Here is a 21,286-nt window from a genome sequence, read left to right as displayed (position 1 = left end):
GTCACGTCCTAGCGGTTTTTCAGCCTGTACCTGTTATAATTATAGCGCCAAAATAACAATTTGACACTTTTTTTACTGGCAACTAAAGTTGCTAATCCGCTTCGCTTGGTTTCATCCCTCGGATAAATCACGAGGGAGCCTGCACCATCGCTTATTTGTAAAAATCTATGTATGCACACCGTCCCAATAATCAGGAGGCGGATTATCCTGATAATGTTTAGGTTAGCCTGTTGGGTTTCGTTCCTCAACCCAACCTACAAAGGTGATATGCTCCCGGTTATTTTCTAGTCATTGTATGTACACCGTCCCAATAATCAGAAGGTGGATTATCCTGATAATGTTTAGCCCGTTCGAGGTGAATCAAAACCGGCTTATCATTGGGTTCAAGTTGATAAGCTTGTTCAAAATACACAATCGCCCTGGAGAAATCGCGATTCATGTAGGTTTTACGTCCTTTGGCATACAGGTCTAAAAATTTGTGAGTTTTATCGTTGAGAGGCGTGTCGATATCTTGAAGCAAATGATAAATGCTAACCGCTTGATTTTTTCCCTTCACCCGAATTTTATCCAATTCCCGCACCCAAACATTTTGGCGACAGAGGTTATAGGTATATTCACTAATGATAATATCGCAGCCGTACTCTTTAGTAATACTTTCCAGGCGGGCGCTGAGATTCACGCCATCTCCGATAACCGTATAGTCCATGCGTTTGTGGGAACCAATATTACCCGAAACCACTTCTCCTGAACTAATTCCAATCCCAATATGAATTAAAGGTTGGCGATTTTTCATCCGAGGTTCATTAAACTTGGCTAAGCGCCAGCGCATATCTAAAGCCGACTGAACCGCCATCCAGCCATGATTTTCTTTTAACGCCAAGGGAGCGCCAAAAACTGCCATTAGCGCATCACCAATAAATTTATCTAAAGTCCCTTTATGCTCAAAGACCGATTCGACCATTGTTTCAAAGTATTTATTCAGCAGCGATACAACTTCCGACGCTCCCAAGTTTTCGGTTAAAGTTGTATACCCCCGAATATCTGAAAATAAAATGGTGACATCCTTTTTACTTCCCTGCATCAGTGCATCTTCACCTAACGCCAAGACTTCATCCGCTACCTCTGGCGTCATGTAGCGATACATCGTTGTTTTCAGCCGCTTTTCTCGACTAATGTCTTCTAATACAACCAAACCCCCTCGCACCGTTCCTTGGGGATTCGTTAGCGGATTGACCGTCAAATTAATACTCCGTTCAATGGGTTGGACTTGCTCTTTAGATAGATAGGATGAAGATAGATAGGATGAGGTAGGAACAGGACTGGGAGCTTCATTCCAGAGACTATAGATTCTAGGGTTATCGCTTTTGGGAATAGCGAGGAGATAAAGATGAGTATCATCATTCGATTGGCAATAGGGGGGAGTATTCGGTTTTTCTATCTCTTCCAGTGGACATTGGAAAAGACCGACGGTTAAATTTTGTTCGGGGAGGTAATGCTTCGCACCCGTAGTTAGGCTGTCTTGTAACCGGACTTGGAGATATTCAATCGGCACAACCTCCCAGACATAGCGACCCGTGAGTTTCTCTTCCCACAAATGACGATTGCGATTATCGGCTTGTTGTAAGGGACACCCCAGTAATCCTAGCGCTGCATCATTAATGGTCACGATTCGTCCCTGCATATCGGTAGAGATAACCGCATCAGAAAGGCTTTGCAGGATGTCTTTTTGATATTGCTTTTCGATCAGAACATTCTCAAACAGTTTAGCATTTTCCAGGGCAATTCCGGCTTGAATATTAAATGCCCGCATAAATTCTTCATCGGAGGTGCTGAAGCTACCTTGATGCTTATTAATCAGTTGAGTTACACCAATTAAATCCCCCACCGAGTTAAAGACGGGCATACAAAGAAGATTGCGAGTCACATAGCCTGTTTTTCTGTCTGTAGTCGGATCAAACCGAGGATCTTTATACGCATCGGCAATATTCAATGGTTGACCCGTAGACGCCACGTAACCCGCAATCCCGCGATTGGCTGGGATACGAATTTCCATCATCTTGTTGCCATCAGCCGTCGCGACTTTACTCCACAGTTCCCCAGTATCTTTACTTAGCATAAATAACGTAGAGCGGTCTGCTTGCATTAACTCCCGCGCTTGATCCATGACTAGACGCAGTGTGGCTTCTAGGTCTAAACTTTGACCTAGGTACTGGGTTGCTTTTAGAAGTGCAGCGGCGCCGCGTTGGTTCCGGGCTGCCATGTAGAATGATTGGCAAGTTTCCAGGATAATGCCAATAGAGGCGGCAAAGTCACGGAAGCGCTGTTCATCTTCTTCGTCAAACGGTACACCCCCAGCTTTATTCAATAGCTGTACTACAGCGACAATCTTTTTATTGCTGCTGACAATGGGCATACACAAGAGGGAATCGGTATGATAGCCGGGAGACTCGTCAACTTCCGGATTAAACAAGGGGTGGTTATAGGCTTCGGTGATATTGAGCGATTCACCTGTCGTCGCCACATGACCGGCTAAACCCACCGTCAGGGGAATGCGAACTTCCTTGGCGGCGTTGTCCTCACCAGAGGGAATTTTTGCCCAAAGCTGGTCTTTGTCACCATCAACCAGGAAGATAGTTGTACGCTCAGCTTGCAGGAGTTGACCAATTTTTAGAGTAAATGCCTCCATCACCTGTTCCAGCATGGTTTCGAGCGCTTCATGGTTAATCATTTCCAGCGCTCGCAGAAATTGCTGAAATTCAGCGGTGATGAAGTCCAGTAAGCAGATAAATTCGGGAAGGGAGAGGTCTTTAACTCGATGAGTTAGGACGCTAGTGCGATTGAGTTGGGTTAACTGAGTCAATGTAGCAAGAACGCTACCGGCATTAGACAGTGTCATAGTATTCGCTGTTCAACAGCTACTTTTGGCTCTGGCTGTCAGACGTGCTCTCATGCACGTCGGGTATTAGAATGCAGTCTGGGTAAAACAAATAAGCGCAGCGATATCGGTGAAAATTGAAAAACGCTTCCGTTTTCCGTTAGTTTAGACCAATCTCAATTTTAGACAAATTTATCTGCCTGAGTTGTTATTTGTCATTTATGCTTTGTCCTTTGTCATTTCCTCTTGTTGCCTCTATTGTCTCATCCTTGGGTCTTCACCCGATGTCCAGAGGGATTCTTGCTGGCTCAGTTGAGGATTTCTCTACCAGCTCCCTGATCTCCCTTTGTCGGGAGGCTCCCCGATGCCTCCCTATCCAGAATTTGCTGGTATAATCCCTAAATTTGAACTTTATTAGAGAATAATAATATTTGCACAGATATAAGAGGGCACGGCAATGCCGTGCCCCTACCACAGTTTAGGGACATGGCACTCTGATGCGGTAGAGGTACGACAAAACCACGCCCTAATTAAGCCGCCGTTAAGAGCGATCGCGACAAAACCACGCCTTGATAATATTGTTGTAACTGACGGGTTGCGGCTGACCAACTCCAGCGTTCGGCTTCCGCCCTAGCGTTTTGGCGTAGGGTTTCCCGTTCACTTTGTTCCTGGAATAGACGTTGAGTAGCCGCGATCGCGCCTTGTTCATTTTGCGGATCAAATAAGTAGCCGTTGACCCCATCAGTGACGATATCAGGAATCCCACCCGAACGCGCCGCCACTACCGGACACCCCGCCGCCATCGCTTCTAGCAAGACTAATCCCAAGGTTTCGGTACGGGAGGGGAAAATAAACGCATCCGCCGACGCAAAGGCAGAACCTAAAGGTTCGCCTGTAAGATACCCAACAAAATGGGTTGGGGTTCCGGCAAAATGTTTTTCTAAGGCGCTGCGATGGGGTCCATCTCCCACTAACGCCAAACGCGCACCGGGGATGGATTCGAGAACCGGTTTAATCCGGTCAATTTCCTTTTCTGCTGATAAACGCCCAACATAAAGCAACAAGGGACTTTCCGGGTGTCCTTGGGACAAGTGCGATCGCATCTTTTCAGATGCCAAACTAGGATGGAATGTCTCGGTATCCACACCCCGTTGCCACAAATCCAATCGTTGAATCCCCCGCCCTCTCAATTCCTCAACCATCGCCGTCGAGGTACATAAATTAAGCTGGGCTTGGTTGTGATTGGCTTTAATTAATTCCCACATCACTGGTTCTAACATCCCTAACCCATAATGCTGAAGATATTGGGGTAAATGGGTGTGATAGGACGCGACTAAAGGAATTTGCATCACCCTAGCATAATACAGTCCCCCTAACCCTAATACCGCCGGATTCACCACATGAATCACATCCGGCTTAAATTCGGCTAAAGCCATGCCAATCGCGGGTCGAGGTAATGCCAGTTTCAGTTCTGGATATAGAGGTAATGGGAAACCCGAAACGCCATAAATTCTGGCACCTTTGTGTTCAGTGAGTCCACCATCGGGACAAATAACCAGAACATCGTCACCATTGCGTTGTAAATGGTCAACCGTGTGCCGCAGTCGAGTGACAATTCCATCAACTTTTGGCAAAAAGGTTTCAGTGAATAAGGCAATTCGCATAATCGTGTGACCGTGTGCGGAGTGTTAATGCAAAAGGCAGAAGGATTCTTACTGGTATGGGGTCGTTTCAGTCATTATATCTGTCTTAACCTTTATGGCGACAGCGATAAAGACTAAGAGCGTTCATCGTGTTTTTGCGGTAAGGTACAGAGTCCATGAATGCCGATAGCCGCGATGATTCCCCCTAATAAAACGCCCACACCTTCAGCCAAACAATTGATTCGATGTCTGTTTTCTGCGGCTTGGGCAATGGATAAGTCACGCATTGTCGAGGATGGAGATTGAGACAACGTTTGGTAATAAGTATGGTGACGCTCTAATGCTACCCATTCTGGCAGAAGATAATAGGCACTCAGGGCAGATGCGGCGAAACCAGGTAAGACTAAAAACACGAGAAGAATTGCCGATTTTATCATCTTCATGACCAGCTATGAAAATCTGGCTATTCCCATCACAAATGGGATGGGGTAAGAGGAAACTTAGATTTTCTAGTTCCTCTTACCGAAACCATCGGTTCAGTTATCATCGTGGGCGGTTCTCGACTAAGTTGGGTTAAAAAAACGGGAACATAAACCACCGAAACTCCTATTTTTTCCCATTGATGTTTTATTTCTTCCCTACCGTAGTCCTGAATTCTGAACCGATAGTCTAGAGATTTATCGCCGCCAAGACACCTTGGGTAAGATTTGTTTTTCATCTACACGGTGCTTGTACTTGCTGGCAAAGTTAAGTAAGGAATCGATCAGGGAATCAGATAGGTAGTGGGGTTGGAGTCCTAAACTTAACAGGCAAGTATTTTTGGCGTAGAAATAGTGCTGTTCTAACTCAACCCGTGGGTTATCGAGGTGCTGAATATCCACATCGATATCCAAATGGGTTCCCGCATTTTTCACCATCACGGCTAAGTCGCCCACACTGAACATTTCCGTGAACTGGTTGAATACACGGAATTGACCGGGATCAGCCGGATTTGCGATCGCGAGTTCGACACAGCGAACCGTATCCCGAATATCTAAAAAGCCCCGCGTCTGACCCCCTTTACCGTATACTGTCAAGGGATGACCGATCGCCGCCTGGATACAGAAACGGTTTAAGGCGGTACCGAAAACGCCATCGTAGTCGAGGCGGTTTATCAGCATCTCATCCATACCCGTTTCTTCGGTTAAGACACCATAAACGACGCCTTGATTGAGATCCGTTGCCCGTAACCCCCAAATTTTGCAAGCAAAGTGGATATTATGGCTGTCGTGGACTTTGCTGAGGTGGTAGAAGCTACCGGGTTGCTTGGGATAGGGTAAGGTGTCTTTGCGTCCATTATGCTCGATGGTGATATAGCCTTCTTCGATATCGATATTCGGCGTTCCATATTCACCCATCGTCCCCAGTTTTACCAAATGGCAATCGGGGAAGTCTTGTCGCATGGCGTACAGAATATTCAGCGTCCCTACGACATTATTTACCTGAGTCAGTACCGCATGTTCCCGGTCAATCATGGAAAATGGGGCAGATCGTTGTTCACCAAAGTGAACGATTGCCTCGGGTTCAAACTGATGCAGGGATTTAATCAGGAAATCGTAGTCGGTAATATCACCCACGAACAAGTCAATGGATTTTCCCGTCAGATCCTGCCAACGCTGGAGGCGTTGCTGAATCGGTGCAATTGGCGTCAGTGTTTCTACACCTAGTGTCATATCCCAATGACGGCGCACCAGGCTATCTATAATCCCGACGTCATATCCTTTGTTGGATAGATGCAGGGCGGTTGCCCACCCACAATAACCATCGCCACCAATAACCAAGACTTTCATAGTCGATCCATAAATTGTGCTTGCCGATACTCGGTAAATGTATCAGGTTTCGGGTACTCTCGAACCATTAAACTCAGCGATCGCACCTTAAATCATCCTACATGCATACAAGTCAGCCAACTCTACCCGCCAACTGTACCCTCCGACGCGCCTATTCTGGGGATCGGGGCGCGATTTTCCGATTGGTACTGGGGGCAAAACTTGATCCGACGCAGTTACGATGGCAGCAATTCTGGGTGATTGAATGTCAGGGACAGGTGGTGGCTTGTGGACAGTTGCGCCAGTTTGCTGACGCCCAAGAGTTGGGCAGTTTGGTTGTCGCCCCAGAGTGGCGCGATCGCGGTTTGGCAACCCTGCTGATGCACCATCTGATCGCCCAAGCTAGCTTTCCCCTTTATCTGGAATGCTTGGGGAAACCCTTAGCCCAGTTCTACAGGCGCTTTGGCTTTGTCCCGGTGTCCTGGCAAGAGTTGCCGCGATCGCTTAAAATTAAATTTGGTTTGTCTCGTATGGCAAAAATTATTTTGCGACTCCCCGTAGAAATTATGCACCTGACATCAACCTATCAATAACTTAAACCTTGTTCAATTTTTATTCTTCTGGGTAAAAAGAAAGTTTTGTCCTTAGGTTTTCTTAATCTAAAACCCTTATACCCTAAGGAATAATACTTAATAATATTTTTTTATAATCCTACGAGGTACGGGAGATTCTCCCCCCCCCCCGCAAGATCTCAACAATTCGATTGTTATGTAACAATTATTATTATTTTCAGGAAAACCTAACAAATTCGATTGACTCACCAGATATAAGGAAATACAATAACGAAGTTGCCCTACTCCTGAAGATAGATGTAACATCTATCTAGCAGTCGTTTAATTAATAGTGACAACTGTCCTACTTCATAAGGTGCGATTCCATGACAAAATTCATGAAACTTACCTCACTTGCTGCCTTAACGGTTGCTACCACTGCCGCTACAGTCAGTCTAGCTAATGTATCACCCGCTACAGCCGCTTCAATGAAATATGATCTACAAATCAATGGTATAGAAGTTCAATCAGGAATATTGGGTGGTTCAACAACAATAAATGTAGCTGCAGGTTCCTTCACCACGAACGATTCAATGGATGCAATTGAATCAGTTGCTCTAAAGTTGGGGAATCTCCAATTTAATCAAGGGCAATTTGTCACTAATGGCTCCCAAACCAATATTCTATTCAGTACGCCTTCTCAGAGTCTCACTCTGTTTGACATACTGCCACTTCCCCAGGAAATTGGTGGTATGGCAAGTGGACAAGCCACTTTGGCAAATGGAAATTTAACTGACTCTGTCTCCTACAAACTAACTAAACTTGCCTCTGTTCCTGAACCACTGACAATCCTGGGTTCAGCCGCCGCATTAGGCTTTGGATTCGTACTCAAGCAAGAGAATTCGAGAAAGAAGAATAAAGTCAACTAGTAATCCTATATCTACAGAAAACTAACGTCCATGTTTGATGGGGTGCATCCCAAAGGGCGCAAACCTTGCGCCCCTACAATCTATTTGAATATAAATCAGATAGTTAAGGCTTGCTGTAAATCATTGAACCCTGTAGAGACGCGCCATGGCGCGTCTCTACAATCTATCCCGCAACGCCTCTAATTCTTCTGGCAAGGATAAAGGATTATATCCTAACCCAAACGCCTTGGAACTATTCAAGGAAACATCTGGAGGTCTTGGCGCTGCCATTTTTACCTCGGCTTGTTTACAATAGTTTAATCCGGTTTTAGGTAATTTTAACACATCAACCAAGAGACGACCAAAGTCATAGCGTGATATCCGTTCCCTTCCACCCAGATGCAGGTAGCCTTGAATGTTATCGAGGGCTAATAATATCCCTTTAGCGGCGGTGGTTCCACTCACAGGCGTGCGAAATTCATCAACAAATAATTTTAACTCCCCTCCCGCTTGTAAAATGTCAATAAATGGCTGGATAAAGCTAGTCGCTGTTGGTGTCGCCTGACCAAACATTAAGGGCATTCTACAAATTGCTGTCCGAGGATAACGGGTTAACATCATATTCTCAGCCCTAACTTTTTGTTCCCCATAATAACTAATTGGCGAAACCGGATCAGTTTCCCGATAGGGTGGGTTTAAACCATTGAATACCAAGTCAGTAGATGTAAATACACAAGGAATGCCATAATCCGCACAAAGTCCCGCGATATTACCAGATGCTATAACATTGATCAATTCTGTCTCCTGGGGATGCATTTGGCAAAAATTAGGATTGGATTGAGCAGCGGTATGAATAACGGCGTCAGGTTTAATGTCTTGAAAAAGTTGTTTTAGTTCCGGGAAATTGGTTAAATCAACGTTTATTGTGTTGATACCTGGACTATTAATTAACTTAGAAAAGCAAGTTCCATAAACATTCCATTCGCCTTTAGACAATTGGCAAATATGCCACCCCAAAAAGCCACTAATACCTGTAATTAATAACCTTTTCATCTCATTCTTTTCCGGTAAATCCTGGTAAAATACCTGCTTATCTATGGGGATTGGGCGAAGCTTATGCGCTGGAATATTGGTATAAAACCGAGACGTTTGGGCGCATAAGCGAGAGCCCCTACGAATGCATCTTGGGGATTGGGCGAAGCTTATGCGCTGGAATATTGGTATAAAACCGAGACATTTGGGCGCATAAGCGAGAGCCCCTACGAATGCATCTGATCCCAAATATATTTATAATATTCCATCACTTTGACTCACAGGTTAAGACTTCATTAACAGGTGCAAATCCTTCGGGGTCATCATAGCCAACTAACTCAGAATAGTAATTCTTGTTTTGCAGGAGAACCACCCGCGCTGTGTCCAAGGGGGTATCATAAAACGTGAGTTCTCGTTTCGTTGTCAGGGAAATATTTTCAGCAACATCTGAGGGAAACTGTTCATAAGTAACAATTGTACTTCCCTCGTCTTCTGTAATGGTAATATATGCCCTCATTCCCAAAGGATTAGGTTGACCAGACTCAGGATTATATTGGCAGATTCTACCCGTGCTAGAAGCCGCGCAATTCAAAGGAAAAATAACAAAAACTAGGGCAACAACCCACTTTGACGAATTAATTTTCATGAGACATCACCTGAGAAAGGATATTTTTATGGTGTTTAGACATTCCTTGAGCCGTTTCACCTATCCAGAAATATACTCGATTCATATCATATCCGATTTAATCCTTACACTTTGGTCTTCAAGGGAAGGAACTATTGTTGCCCGTTAAAAGGAAATGATAACTGTTTCGGCGGACATGATAGAATATCATAGTTCATCCTCTGCCAGTTCCTTCATTTCTTGTAAAGACTGCCAACCGGGTTTCCACAGAGAACGGTCTTTAAGCTGTTGAGCATTAAGCCAAAAGCGAACAGTAGGGTCACAAGAAGCCACCATTTCAGCAAAAACCCATTGACCCTGATTTTTGCGGTTGACTACTTGAAAATGTCGCCAACCCCATGTTTGTTGAGTCGCTGTCCATTTGGAACCAACCAGATAAGGAAATTTTTGTTTTGCCATTAATAATTGGAAACGTATTGACCCTTCACGTCATTCGGTGGCGGTGTGTAGGGGCGGGTTTCACTATTATCGTTTCTTACTTAACCCAAATGTAACTAAACCCGCCCTGATCCAATTTTGAATTAATTCCCCCATCTTCCCCATCTCCCAGACGCGCCATGGCGCGTCTCTACCTGCTTCCCCATTCCTCATCCCTTACGCTCAGACAACAGGCGTGCGGCAATAATTCCACCAATAAAGCCAAATAAATGCCCTTCCCAGGATACACCGGGAACCGTTGGTAAAATACCCCAAATTGCTCCTCCATAGAGAAATCCCACGATAAGGGAGAGTAAAATAGAGGGAACATTGCGTTGAAAATAGCCACGCAATAGCAGAAAACCAAGATAGCCAAAAACTAGACCGCTAGCGCCAATGTGAACACCAGGAAAACCGATTAGCCAAACCCCTAAACCACTGACAACCATGGTGATGGCGGTAACAATAAAAAAGTCGCTGGTTTCTTGTAACATGACAAACCAGCCTAGAGTGAGAAAGGGGATAGTATTGGCAATCAGGTGACCTAAATCACCATGGAGAAACGGGGCAAATAGTATACCCCTTAACCCGATAATTTGCCGGGGGAAAATACCATAGCGGTCCAGTGCGCCTTGGAAAATAATTAAATCAATGAGTTCTAAAACCCACATCACGGCGACAAGTCCGCCTAAAATGGTAGCCTGGGTTTTGACTTCACGGGCAAGTGCTTTGGTTTCCTGATGGACAAGTTCTCGGGTTTCCCGGTTGCTCATGGCTAGACCTCTGGGATAGAGTGTTGAGTATTAATGGTTCTAGGGTAGCAATTTCCTGTGACATCCTCCGACAGCAATCCTGGTGAAGGGCGGGTTTTGGATGAGATGGTATTAATTTCCCCGTTAATTGAGTTCCTAAACCCGCCCCTACATTAAACACAGATGCAATCCTGGGGAAGGGCGGGTTTTGGATGAGATGATATTAATTTCCCCCTTAATTGAGTTCCTAAACCCGCCCCTACATTTAGATTTCCCTGTAAACTATGGGTTAAAAATTTTCAATCGCGACGGGTTCAATGGGTTGGGCTAACTCAAAACCGAATATCCGCGAATAAAAGTATAACTCGGCTTCTAAGGTGCGCTTGATGTTTTGTGCCCTTCGGAATCCATGCTGTTCTTCTGGGTAGGTGACATAAGCTACAGGTAATCCCTTGGCTTTTAACGCCTCTACCATCGTCTCGGCTTGGTTGGGGGGAACCACTTTATCTTCTAACCCTTGGAAGAAAATCACCGGACAGGACAGTTGGTCGGTAAAATGAATAGGCGATCGCGCTTTGTATAAGTCTTGGCGTTCTGGATAGGGACCAATTAATCCATCCAGGTAACGAGATTCAAATTTATGGGTGTCGGTGGCTAAGGTTTCTAAGTCGCTGACGCCGTAATAACTAGCCCCGGCTTTAAAGATATCCCGGAAGGTAAGGGCGGCTAATGTAGTATAACCGCCAGCGCTACCCCCTGCGATCGCTAAACGTTCTCCATCGACGAATCCTTGTTCAGCGAGGTACTTTGCACCATTGGCGCAGTCATCGACATCGACTATTCCCCATTGATTCTGGAGGCGTTGGCGGTATTCGCGTCCATACCCTGTACTTCCACCATAGTTAACATCTAAGAAGGCAAAGCCGCGACTCGTCCAATATTGGATTTTTAGATTAAAGGTACTGGATGTAGATGCAGTTGGTCCACCGTGACTTTTGACAATCAGGGGCGGTTTCTCGGTTTCGGGCGCTTGATACTCTTGGTTTTGCGGGGGATAGAAGAAGCCGTAAGCCGTTTGACCGTTTTCGGTGGGAAATGCGATCGCCTCGGGTATGGAGAGATATCCTTTATCTATGTCTAATGTTGTCGATTGACGCAGAACCTCTATCTGTTGGCTGGCTACGTCTAGTTGTACCACGGCGGTGGGTTCGGTTGCAGAACCGCCAATAAAGACGACGCGATTTTCTGTCACTTGCACCGATGAAATACTGGTATAAGGGGTTTCAATCGGGTTTAATTGTTTCGTCTGTAGATCGATACTCCCTAAGCGCCATCGACCTTGTACAGTATAGGCACAGATTAGGCGATCGCGCGATGAGATGCCATAAGTAGACATACCAAACACCCACTGGGGAAGACCAAACTCAGCCTCCATTTCCCAAAGGGATTCTACCTGGTTCTGATTCCAGCGATAAAGATTCCACCACCCTGTCCGATCACAAACGAAGTATAATGTGCGATCGGGTGACCATTCCGGTTGAAAGATTGACTCCTCAACTCCACCTGCAATACATTTGGCTTCACCTAATAATCCATCTGCTTGAATCGGCGCCACCCACAATTGTGTCCCATCCCATGGCATATTGGGATGATTCCAACTCAACCAGGCTAAGTGAGAACCATCCGGACTTAAGCGGGGTGAGGCGTAGAAGTCATTTCCTGTAGCGATAATTTGGATAGAGTCACTATTATTTAAAGGAATACTGACTAAGGTGTTAACGGGTTCTGCACCCTCACTGCTGTGATCTTCGCGCACACAAATCAGTCGTTGTCGCTGGGAGTCAATCACCATATCCGCATAGCGGAGAGTTCCTGCTGACTCTGGGGTGATGGGTTGGGGTTCTGCATCACTGGTGTGCTGGTAAAGGCGCTGATCTTTATAATTAGCAAAATAAATAATGCCATCCTTGACGGTGTAAGCACCACCCCCATATTCATGAACGCGAGTACGCACATTAAAACCAGGGGGGGTAATATCTGCGATCGCGCCATTCACCTGACGTCGTACAATCACATTACGTCCGGCTTCCATGGGTCGTGCTTCTATCCAGTAGGTATCCGTACCATCTAGGGTAATACTACCTAAGCCAATCGTACCAGCCACGATGAGTTCGGCTGCGATGGGAGAGTTCCAGGAACCGTAGGGAGAGAGTTGCGGTTGAGTCATCGTTAATTGTTTATGGAGTTTGCCAACATCTGTAGGGGCGACCCGCTGTATTAAAATAGGAAAACCAACAATTTGATCGGGTCGCCCGACCCATGATACCGTCAATTCATGACTAATAATATTGGGGTTGCCCCTGGAAAAAATTCACCTGTTTTCTTTCGCAAGGAGGCTTATGCTGTAATCTGTGATTCAGCGTTGAGAGGAATTGCGGGGCAACCGTTTGATATAGTCCCGAATAACTTCTGATATTTGTCTGTCTGTGTCTTGGGTATAATTATTTAACACCATCTGCATGTAGACTGGGGCGAGTCGAGACAGGTTAATTATCACACCTCGATATTTGCTCAGCGACTCGCCCTTACAATCCCGAACCCGATAATTCCCACAACCGCGATCGCGTCTTGGATCGGGTTATCGTTGAAAAGGTAGACTTCGCCAACTCCTCCCAGCCCGATCGCCAATCACCGTTGATGGATATTAATCAGTTACTCCTCTGGATTGTCTGCACCTCCTGCATTCTGAACATTATCGTCGGAATTCGTCGTGCTAGGAGTTCAGATTCAGCCCCCTACATCCATAGCTGGATGATTGTTTCCGGTTTGGTGTTAGCCACAACTGCTATCTTGTATGTCCTCACTCCAGAGAATGCAGGCTGGATTGGCGGGGGGTTATGGGGATTGTTGATTTTAATGCCAATTCTGGGGTTTAGACTCATGAATCAATTGGCATATCAGGAACGCTTTGGCGCGGCTAGCCGACTGGGTAAACTCCTGTGTTGGCTGCACCCCGCCCAGAATTGGCGTCAATTTTCTGAATTATTGGACACGCTAGAACAATTGAAGCAAGGTTCAACCACTGAAGCCACGGCAATTATCAATCGCTACAAAACCACCAATCGTCCTCTGGTGCGACACACTATTGCAACCCTCTACAAAATGGAGGCGCGTTGGCAAGAGTTGCGGGAGTGGATTGAAACCAACGTATCACAGAGTGCCCTAGAACATGATCCTAGCCTGATCTTGTACTACCTGCGAGCGTTGGCAGAAATGGGGGACTTAAATGGCTTGCTCGCCCAAATCGAACGGTTTGAACCTATCTTAGAACAAAGCGATCGCGGCATCAATCAGAGTCAAGCTTATTTATTTGCCTTTGCCTTTTGCGGTCAAAAAGCCCAAGTCGCACAATTGCTCACTAAACCTTTAGCATTTTATCCAAATTACATTCGCCGATTCTGGTTAGCTACGACGGATTGGGCGGCGGGAGAGGTAGAGGGGGCGAGTCAGCAACTGTTGGCTATTTCTAACCGCCATACTGGACTCTACCGCCATGCTATCCAAGCTCGTTTATCCCAGTCACCTGTCAACCCTGATGCTGTTTTAACTCAACATTCTCGGCAGATTTTAGCACGACTGACACTCAATCTCCAACATCAGATCCGATACGGTTCTAGAGAACGGCTTTTGGGTTCTAGAGCGTATACGACTTGGGGAATTATTGGATTAAACCTAATCGTGTTTGGATTGGAAATTCACTTGGGCGGAAGTGAAAATCAGCAGGTTTTATATGCTCTCGGAGCATTAGTGCCACAGGAAGTTCTCGACGGTGCTTGGTGGCGATTATTAACATCAACATTTTTGCACTTTGGTTTTCCGCATCTATTAATGAATATGCTGGGTCTTTATATCCTTGGACCCTTTGTCGAATATGCCCTCTCTGGGTGGCGATATTTACTACTTTACCTCAGTAGTGGTGTAGGTTCGATGTTGGTGGTATCTCTAGCCACTCATTTTGGATACTCTGAGGCGCAGTTTGTGGTTGGGGCATCCGGTTCCGTGATGGGAATTGTGGGCGCAACGGCGGCTATTTTAGTTCAAGGTTGGCGGCGCGAAAAATCGCGTTTAGCCTCTCGTCGTTTGCGGTTTATTTTATTTATTATTGCCTTTCAAGTGGTCTTTGACCTATCAATTCCTCAGGTAAGTTTCACGGGTCACACGTCAGGCTTAATTATCGGTTTTTTGGTGGGGCTTCTGCTGTACCATAAGTGATACTAAATCCGGGTTAATTACCCCCGTCTGAGCCACATCTAGTAGGGGTACGGCATTGCCGTGCCCCTACAGGTAGCTCTATACTGTGTGCAGAATGCAGAATAAAGAAAACATTTGGTTGTTCTTGGGAAGAATTGCTGGAAGTACAAGGGGATAATTCCTTCGATGATTAAATAGTCAGGAGTCACACGGAATTTGATGAAATTGCTGATCAGCAACGATGATGGAATTTTTGCCTTGGGTATTCGCACCCTAGCTGATACACTGGCACAAGCGGGTCATGATGTTACCGTCGTTTGTCCAGATCGAGAGCGATCGGCAACGGGTCATGGTTTAACCCTCCATGATCCCATTCGCGCCGAAGCAGTTGATACGATTTTTCACCCGGCGGTTAAAGCTTGGTCTTGTTCCGGAACTCCCTCAGATTGTGTAAAGTTAGCATTGGGAGCCTTAATTGATCGTCCCCCCGATTTTGTCCTATCGGGGATTAATCACGGTTCTAACTTGGGTACCGATATCCTTTACTCTGGCACGGTTTCCGCCGCCATGGAAGGGGTTCTAGAAGGAATTCCCAGCATTGCCTTTAGTCTAACTAGCTACACTTCCAAGGAGTTTCATGTTGCAGCCACGTTCGCCAAAAGCCTGATTGAGCGACTCTCTGAGCAACCCCTCGCCAAAGTCATGTTACTTAATGTCAATGTACCGCCCGTGAGTATGGCGGAAATTGCTGGGGTGAAAGTTACCCGCCAAGGAATTCGCCGCTATTTCGACACCTTTGAGAAACGAGTTGATCCACGGGGGAAAACCTATTATTGGTTAGCGGGTGAAGTGATTGAGGATATAGAACAACCCCCCCATTCCCATCTTCCCCCCGATTTAGCTACTGATGTTCAAGCCGTTAAGGAAAACTATATTGCGATTACGCCCCTGCAATACAATCTGACGGATATTGGTGGCGTCTCTAGTTTGCAGAGTATAGAGTTGTGAAGTACTCCGGCTTGCTTCGCTGAAGCCGGAGCTTCATTGAAACAACCATCATCGCTTCCTGTCTCCCTTGCCGTTGCCTTTTTGTATTGCTACAAATTGGTCTTACACAGCATCTCTCGCCCTGTAGAGACGCGCCATGGCGCGTCTCTACATCACCTCAAAGGGTGAACCCAGGCAGCAACCCGCCTTCCGCAGGTCGTTATTCTTTGTTCGTACAACATGGCTTGGCTTTTCTTTTACCGCAGGGCGTAACCTTACGAACCAGTGGTCATATTCTTTCCTTGGCTGCGATGTTTGGAGCGGCAAGCATATTACTGCTACTTCGGAATTAGCCTGTCTGATGTCCATACGCCCAAGCGGGTCAGCAACCAATATACATGATAGTATTAGTCTGTTGATAGTTGCAACACAAAATGAAAAACCAAAACCTTCACGCAACATCAAGCGCATGAAAAAACTTAAGGCTTATGCTAATAACAAATATAAGACGGTTACTCAACTGATTGAAGACTGAATTGATAGACTACCGTTACCAGATGTACTGGAAACCTCCGTTCCTCCGGTTTCCCCTTGCACCGCTATCAGGGAAAATGTATCATTGCTTCCCCCAGCTCCCAGACGCGCCATGGCGCGTCTCTACATTGCTCCCCCTGCTCCCCCTAATTTATTGGGGCGTTTTCTGCAACTCCGGTCGCTCTTCCGGAACGATCGCGCCTTCTACAGGACATACCTGTAAACATATACCACAATCTATGCAGGTATCGAAATCAATCCAATACCAGTCTGTCCCCTTGACATTTTTGCCAGGACCTGGGTGAATGCAAGCAACTGGACAAGCATCGACGCAATCTGAAACCCCTTCGCAGGTTTCCGTAACAATAGTGTGAGACACAGTATTCCCTCTCGTAGTTACATGACATTTCGCAAACGTCATTTCGGTAACGGGTGATCCCCCATGGCTTTTATGTTACTGCATTAAATACTGTTTCTAACCTCGCACCTGTAATCCTTGCTCAACAGTGAAGCGATCCACAGCATAAAGCCCTAAATTTCTTATGATAGCAAGTGCAATTCGACTGATTTGATCGGAATGAGACTCACCTCTGGTGTATCTTTGACTTCTCGACGAGTTTTGATCAGGAAGCCACCGATGACATAAGCCGCAAATAAGAGTGCGATCGCGATGACAACCTGGAGCACGATATTACTAGGGCGTTTTTTCATAGTTAGATGTTAGCTGTTCAGTTATTTCTGCATTCTTGCATTACAGCAATAAATTTCAATATTTATTGGCAAAATGTACAGTTATTTCCTAACCTATTAATTTTTATCGGTTTGGTTTTACCTTTGCCTCTACCTCAGGGTGTAATACGAATGGCGTTCAATTAAGGGAATGGCGCTGAATTAAGATTGGTGGGCAATGCCCACCCTACGGTATATCAAGGGTTTCGTCGTTCCAGAACGGCAATTTTTCAGTGCTATTGAACTTAATATAGTTGAGTTTATTTCCACCGACTTACTTGAATTTTAATCGTTATCAATGGGTACAGACGCTGATAAAGGACGCCCTGTCTCCCCATTCCAAAAGATATCGTGAGATGTTAAAGGATTTTGGCTCAAACTAATTCCTAAGTCTTTATTCTCAAACAAACTATTCGTCTGGATCAAATTATCAATTGCGTCAGCCATTCCCCCAGGAACGGTTTCCCTCGTCGTAATTTGAATGCCATTAGCTCCATTATGGTGGATTATGTTATTTAAAATTTGGGTGTTAGTAATAGAGGCATTAAACCCGGCTTCATCCCCCCTTGCTTCTAAACGAATTCCATTATGACCATTATTCGCGATCGCATTCCCGGTGATCCGCGTTCCCCGAATCAAAACATCCATCAGCGGTAACACAGTACCGGGAGTGTAAATATTAGAAAATATGGCTATTCCATCACCACCATTGGCGATATTAATTCCACTGGGATTGATACCAATAGCGTTGATATCATCGGCAGTTGTATTAACCACAATACCAGCGGTTTGTGCCACAGCACTATCCATGAGTAGCGACAAGATGCTAACCAATAAACCAATAGATGCTAAACTTTTTAGGCGCGTATACATAATAACTTTTTCGGCGTAGTGCTATCCCAAAAATAATTGATCATGCCGTTGATAGGGTTAGCCAATTATAGAAGGAAATGGTATTAGGATGAGGAATATGACCCGACTCGTTTTCTCATCGGGTACGGCGTCTGTGTAAGGGCGGGTTTTATCGCAACCGCCATAGCTGTTAGGACACATCATTTATGTAGAGACGCGCTTTTGAAGCGTCTCTACAATGGTGCCTTTGTCCTAATCGATGTGTCTACTGCCATACTATGATTGTTTCTTACCTCAGCCAAATGTGACTAAACCCACCCCGACTGGGTTTTGAGTTTTAAGCTAACCAATGATTCGCTTAAACAATGATAACTTGCCGTTGTAAGGTGGATACCGCCAATTTAAATCGAACCAAAATCCCTTTTTCAATACACTCTTAAAGTGAGAAAATGTATCAAAACTGGCTTTACCATGATAGTTCCCCATTCCACTATCGCCAACACCACCAAAGGGTAAGGTTGTCACTCCAACTTGCATCACGGTGTCATTAAGACAGACGCCACCGGACGAGGTTTGCTGCAAAACTTGTTGCTGTTTGTGTTTATCTTTGGAAAATAGGTAGAGGGCTAAGGGTTTAGGGCGAGCATTAATCTGCGCGATCGCGTCATTGAAATTGCTATACTCTAAAACAGGTAAAATCGGACCAAAGATTTCTTCTTCCATGATCGGTGAGTCCCAAGAAACCCCATCAATCACAGTTGGTGCGATATACTTATCTTCCGGTCGAGTTTGTCCGCCAATGACAATTTCTCCTTCCTTCAACAGAGGAACCAGCCGATCAAAATGTCGGTGACTTATAATTCGGGCATAGTCCGGACTTTTCTCAGGTTCCTGACCATAAAAGTCTTGAACACATTTTTGCATTTCTGTCAATAGGTCTGACTTAATTCGGCGATCAACCAACAGGTAGTCTGGGGCGATACAGGTTTGTCCCGCATTCAGATATTTTCCCCAAGTAATCCGTTTAGCCGTGTCTTTGAGATCAGTATCCGCATCGACAATACAGGGACTTTTACCGCCTAACTCTAACGTCACAGGCGTCAGATGTTTCGCGGCGGCTTCCATGACGATTTTGCCGATCGCGGTTCCCCCGGTAAAAAAGATGTGGTCAAATTTTTCCGCCAAAAGTGCTTTACTGGTATCAGCGTCACCTTCGACAAGGGCGATATAAGCCGGGTCAAAGGTTTTATGGATCAGGTTGGCGATCGCGGCTGAGGTATGGGTAGAGATTTCCGAGGGTTTGAGTATCGCACAGTTTCCCGCTGCGATCGCGCCGACTAAGGGAGAAATCAATAACTGGAACGGGTAATTCCAGGGGGAGATAATCAGCACCACACCCAAGGGTTCAGGATAAATCTTCCCCGAGGCGGGGAATTGTTCTAATCCGACAGCCACCTTTTTCGGTTTAACCCAAGATTTTAGGTGCTTGATAGCGTAATTAATTTCCGTAATCGCCGCGATTTCAAAATAGGCTTCAAACTCCGGGCGCCCTAAATCAGCTTTAACTGCATTGATAATCGCCTCTTGATCATCAACAACCGCTTGTTTGAGTCGTTTTAGCTGTTCGATGCGCCACTTGACATCCTTGGTTTTCCCTGTGGCGAAAAAATCCCGTTGTTTGCGGATAATATCAGTAACTGGTACTTGGGTCAGCATTCTGGCGTCCTTTAGGGCTTCAACTTATACTTATTGTGATAGCGTACTCTAGCCTTGAGTGAATCAATCTTGAATCGGATTATTGGGTTAACCGGAGGGATTGGCACAGGCAAAACGACGGTTTCTAATTATCTTGCCGATACCTATCAGCTTCCTATTTTAGATGCGGATATCTACGCCAGAGACGCCGTGCAGCCCGGTTCACCGATTTTGAGCCGGATTATTGCCCGCTACGGTTGTGATGTACAATTGCCTGATGGTACACTGAACCGCAAACGCTTAGGGGAGATAGTTTTCCCGCACCCAGGGGAACGCCAGTGGTTAGAACAACAGATCCATCCCTACGTGCGCGATCGCATTAAGTCTCAACTCACTACAAGCGAGTCTCCGACTGTGGTTTTAGTGATACCCTTATTGTTTGAAGCCAATATGACGGACTTAGTGACCGAAATCTGGGTTGTCAGTTGTCCCCAGGAACAACAAATCCAGCGAATTCGAGAACGCGATCGCTTATCTGTTGCACAAGCTCAATCTCGTCTGGATAGTCAGCTTCCCCTCGCCGAAAAAGTGGCGCGTGCTGATGTGGTTTTAGATAATTCTTACACTCGCGACTCTCTGCTGCAACAAGTTGATCGGGCTCTAGGTCATTATACAAATACATATACCTAGAACTCAAGGGATGAGGGCGCAAGCCTTGCGCCCCTACCCCTACATTCGTGCCTTTTATGGGTGTACTATCAGCACTTGGAAGTAATCCTTGTAGGGGCGGGTTTAGGAACTTCGTGAACATTGTCACCAGTAACGCCTCCACAAAACCCGCCCTGATTCAAATTGTTGGCATTTTGTTAGATCAAGACACATGCATCAGCCGTCAACGTACTCGCATTTACCCCCGTCAAAACCGCTAAGGTTTCATCATTAAAATCAATCCAGGTATTCTGCCCATGTTGAGAAATCGACAACTGATCAAACGTCAGTTCACCAGACAAGCCTAACAAATCCTCAGCAATGTGGAAATCGCGAATTTTGTCCGTTCCTTCACCAACAGCTAAGACAAAGGTATCATAACCTTGACCCCCAATTAACTGGTCATGACCCAAACCTCCCCAGAGTAAATCATCGCCATCATCACCCCAGATTTTATCATTACCCTCTTCACCGAAAAGTTGGTCATTCCCACCTTTTCCATACAGTTTATCATTGCCGGTGCCACCATAGAGGATATCATCACCCGCGATCGCACCACTTAAGCAACCCTTATTCAAGTCACCTCGTAGGATATCATCACCCTCTGCACCATAAATTACATCATCACCCAAACTGCCAATCACGGTATCATTACCAGCATCCGCGAAGATGAATTCATCCTGTTGATTAGAACTGACTAATTTGTCATTCTCTTGAGTCCCTTGAATCGTATATGAGATAACCGCTTCAACGGTTCCATTGGGAATCGATAATCCCAGATTTGTCCCACTATTAGATGTGAATGAGAAGTTATCAATCAGCAGTCCTGAATCCACGTAACTATCACCTGCATCCATTA

At 45.6% G+C, this 21,286-nt stretch carries 21 protein-coding genes; 6 read left to right on the top strand and 15 right to left on the bottom strand.

The genetic code is table 11. The annotated features are described in order from the left end of the window. Positions 1-277: 277 nt before the first annotated feature. The 4 genes from RIM23_RS24200 to RIM23_RS24185 form a co-directional block, all read right to left on the bottom strand. Positions 278-2,896 (bottom strand): GAF domain-containing protein, encoded by a 2,619-nt coding sequence (locus RIM23_RS24200; RefSeq protein ID WP_446370085.1) that lies wholly within the window; start codon positions 2,894-2,896, stop codon positions 278-280. Between the two features lie 509 nt (positions 2,897-3,405). Continuing rightward, a complete protein-coding gene (locus RIM23_RS24195) occupies positions 3,406-4,539 on the bottom strand; it encodes a glycosyltransferase family 4 protein (RefSeq protein ID WP_446336968.1) in 1,134 nt (377 codons plus the stop codon). 113 nt (positions 4,540-4,652) lie between these two features. Then, positions 4,653-4,961: a hypothetical protein gene (locus RIM23_RS24190; RefSeq protein WP_446370083.1), complete on the bottom strand. Its 309-nt coding sequence runs from the start codon at positions 4,959-4,961 to the stop codon at positions 4,653-4,655. A gap of 234 nt (positions 4,962-5,195) precedes the next feature. After that, entirely contained in the window at positions 5,196-6,347 is a 1,152-nt protein-coding gene (locus tag RIM23_RS24185; RefSeq protein WP_446336970.1) for a UDP-sulfoquinovose synthase, read from the bottom strand. 101 nt (positions 6,348-6,448) lie between these two features. Between RIM23_RS24185 and RIM23_RS24180 the strand changes: the two genes are divergently transcribed. Beyond that, on the top strand, positions 6,449-6,919 hold the full coding sequence (locus RIM23_RS24180) for a GNAT family N-acetyltransferase (RefSeq protein ID WP_446370081.1): 471 nt from the start codon (positions 6,449-6,451) through the stop codon (positions 6,917-6,919). 356 nt (positions 6,920-7,275) lie between these two features. Further along, positions 7,276-7,806: a PEP-CTERM sorting domain-containing protein gene (locus RIM23_RS24175; RefSeq protein ID WP_446370079.1), complete on the top strand. Its 531-nt coding sequence runs from the start codon at positions 7,276-7,278 to the stop codon at positions 7,804-7,806. 156 nt (positions 7,807-7,962) lie between these two features. Here the strand turns inward: RIM23_RS24175 and RIM23_RS24170 are convergent, their stop codons facing one another. The 5 genes from RIM23_RS24170 to RIM23_RS24150 form a co-directional block, all read right to left on the bottom strand. Then, positions 7,963-8,838, bottom strand: a complete 876-nt coding sequence (locus RIM23_RS24170) for an SDR family oxidoreductase (protein WP_446370077.1) — start codon at positions 8,836-8,838, stop codon at positions 7,963-7,965. A gap of 247 nt (positions 8,839-9,085) precedes the next feature. Continuing rightward, positions 9,086-9,463, bottom strand: a complete 378-nt coding sequence (locus RIM23_RS24165) for a hypothetical protein (RefSeq protein ID WP_446370075.1) — start codon at positions 9,461-9,463, stop codon at positions 9,086-9,088. Between the two features lie 186 nt (positions 9,464-9,649). Continuing rightward, positions 9,650-9,901 (bottom strand): TIGR02450 family Trp-rich protein, encoded by a 252-nt coding sequence (locus tag RIM23_RS24160; RefSeq protein WP_446353037.1) that lies wholly within the window; start codon positions 9,899-9,901, stop codon positions 9,650-9,652. A 188-nt stretch (positions 9,902-10,089) separates the two neighbouring features. After that, entirely contained in the window at positions 10,090-10,692 is a 603-nt protein-coding gene (locus tag RIM23_RS24155; RefSeq protein ID WP_446370073.1) for a rhomboid family intramembrane serine protease, read from the bottom strand. A 268-nt stretch (positions 10,693-10,960) separates the two neighbouring features. Beyond that, positions 10,961-12,898 carry a S9 family peptidase gene (locus RIM23_RS24150; RefSeq protein WP_446370071.1) on the bottom strand — a complete coding sequence of 646 codons (1,938 nt, stop codon included), beginning with the start codon at positions 12,896-12,898 and terminating at the stop codon, positions 10,961-10,963. 401 nt (positions 12,899-13,299) lie between these two features. Here RIM23_RS24150 and RIM23_RS24145 point away from each other — a divergent pair, with 401 nt between their 5' ends. The 3 genes from RIM23_RS24145 (at position 13,300) to RIM23_RS24135 (ending at position 16,444) form a co-directional block, all read left to right on the top strand. Next, complete coding sequence (locus RIM23_RS24145; protein WP_446370069.1) at positions 13,300-14,943, top strand: rhomboid family intramembrane serine protease; 1,644 nt, start codon at positions 13,300-13,302, stop codon at positions 14,941-14,943. A 198-nt stretch (positions 14,944-15,141) separates the two neighbouring features. Further along, positions 15,142-15,930: a 5'/3'-nucleotidase SurE gene (surE, locus tag RIM23_RS24140; RefSeq protein ID WP_446370067.1), complete on the top strand. Its 789-nt coding sequence runs from the start codon at positions 15,142-15,144 to the stop codon at positions 15,928-15,930. A 136-nt stretch (positions 15,931-16,066) separates the two neighbouring features. Next, entirely contained in the window at positions 16,067-16,444 is a 378-nt protein-coding gene (locus tag RIM23_RS24135; protein ID WP_446370065.1) for a hypothetical protein, read from the top strand. Here the strand turns inward: RIM23_RS24135 and RIM23_RS24130 are convergent. From RIM23_RS24130 to RIM23_RS24110, 5 genes are all read right to left on the bottom strand, one after another. Further along, complete coding sequence (locus RIM23_RS24130; protein WP_446370063.1) at positions 16,426-16,557, bottom strand: hypothetical protein; 132 nt, start codon at positions 16,555-16,557, stop codon at positions 16,426-16,428. The genes RIM23_RS24135 and RIM23_RS24130 overlap by 19 nt on opposite strands. Positions 16,558-16,594: 37 nt before the next feature. Continuing rightward, complete coding sequence (locus tag RIM23_RS24125; RefSeq protein WP_446335755.1) at positions 16,595-16,822, bottom strand: indolepyruvate ferredoxin oxidoreductase subunit alpha; 228 nt, start codon at positions 16,820-16,822, stop codon at positions 16,595-16,597. Between the two features lie 161 nt (positions 16,823-16,983). Beyond that, positions 16,984-17,154 (bottom strand): hypothetical protein, encoded by a 171-nt coding sequence (locus RIM23_RS24120; protein WP_446370061.1) that lies wholly within the window; start codon positions 17,152-17,154, stop codon positions 16,984-16,986. 303 nt (positions 17,155-17,457) lie between these two features. Then, positions 17,458-18,045 carry a hypothetical protein gene (locus RIM23_RS24115; RefSeq protein WP_446370059.1) on the bottom strand — a complete coding sequence of 196 codons (588 nt, stop codon included), beginning with the start codon at positions 18,043-18,045 and terminating at the stop codon, positions 17,458-17,460. 321 nt (positions 18,046-18,366) lie between these two features. Beyond that, positions 18,367-19,740: an aldehyde dehydrogenase gene (locus RIM23_RS24110; RefSeq protein WP_446370057.1), complete on the bottom strand. Its 1,374-nt coding sequence runs from the start codon at positions 19,738-19,740 to the stop codon at positions 18,367-18,369. Between the two features lie 54 nt (positions 19,741-19,794). Here RIM23_RS24110 and coaE point away from each other — a divergent pair, with 54 nt between their 5' ends. After that, positions 19,795-20,409 (top strand): dephospho-CoA kinase, encoded by a 615-nt coding sequence (gene coaE, locus RIM23_RS24105; protein WP_446370055.1) that lies wholly within the window; start codon positions 19,795-19,797, stop codon positions 20,407-20,409. Between the two features lie 176 nt (positions 20,410-20,585). On the opposite strand, the gene RIM23_RS24100 is transcribed toward coaE, so the two are convergent. Then, positions 20,586-21,284, bottom strand: a complete 699-nt coding sequence (locus RIM23_RS24100; RefSeq protein ID WP_446370054.1) for a calcium-binding protein — start codon at positions 21,282-21,284, stop codon at positions 20,586-20,588. Positions 21,285-21,286 lie beyond the last annotated feature (2 nt).

Origin of the sequence: Coleofasciculus sp. G3-WIS-01 (assembly GCF_040223135.1) — a bacterium.
Taxonomy (GTDB): Bacteria; Cyanobacteriota; Cyanobacteriia; order Cyanobacteriales; family Coleofasciculaceae; genus Coleofasciculus.
Note: the sequence above shows the minus strand (reverse complement) of the source record. Positions and strands in the feature narration are given on the sequence as shown.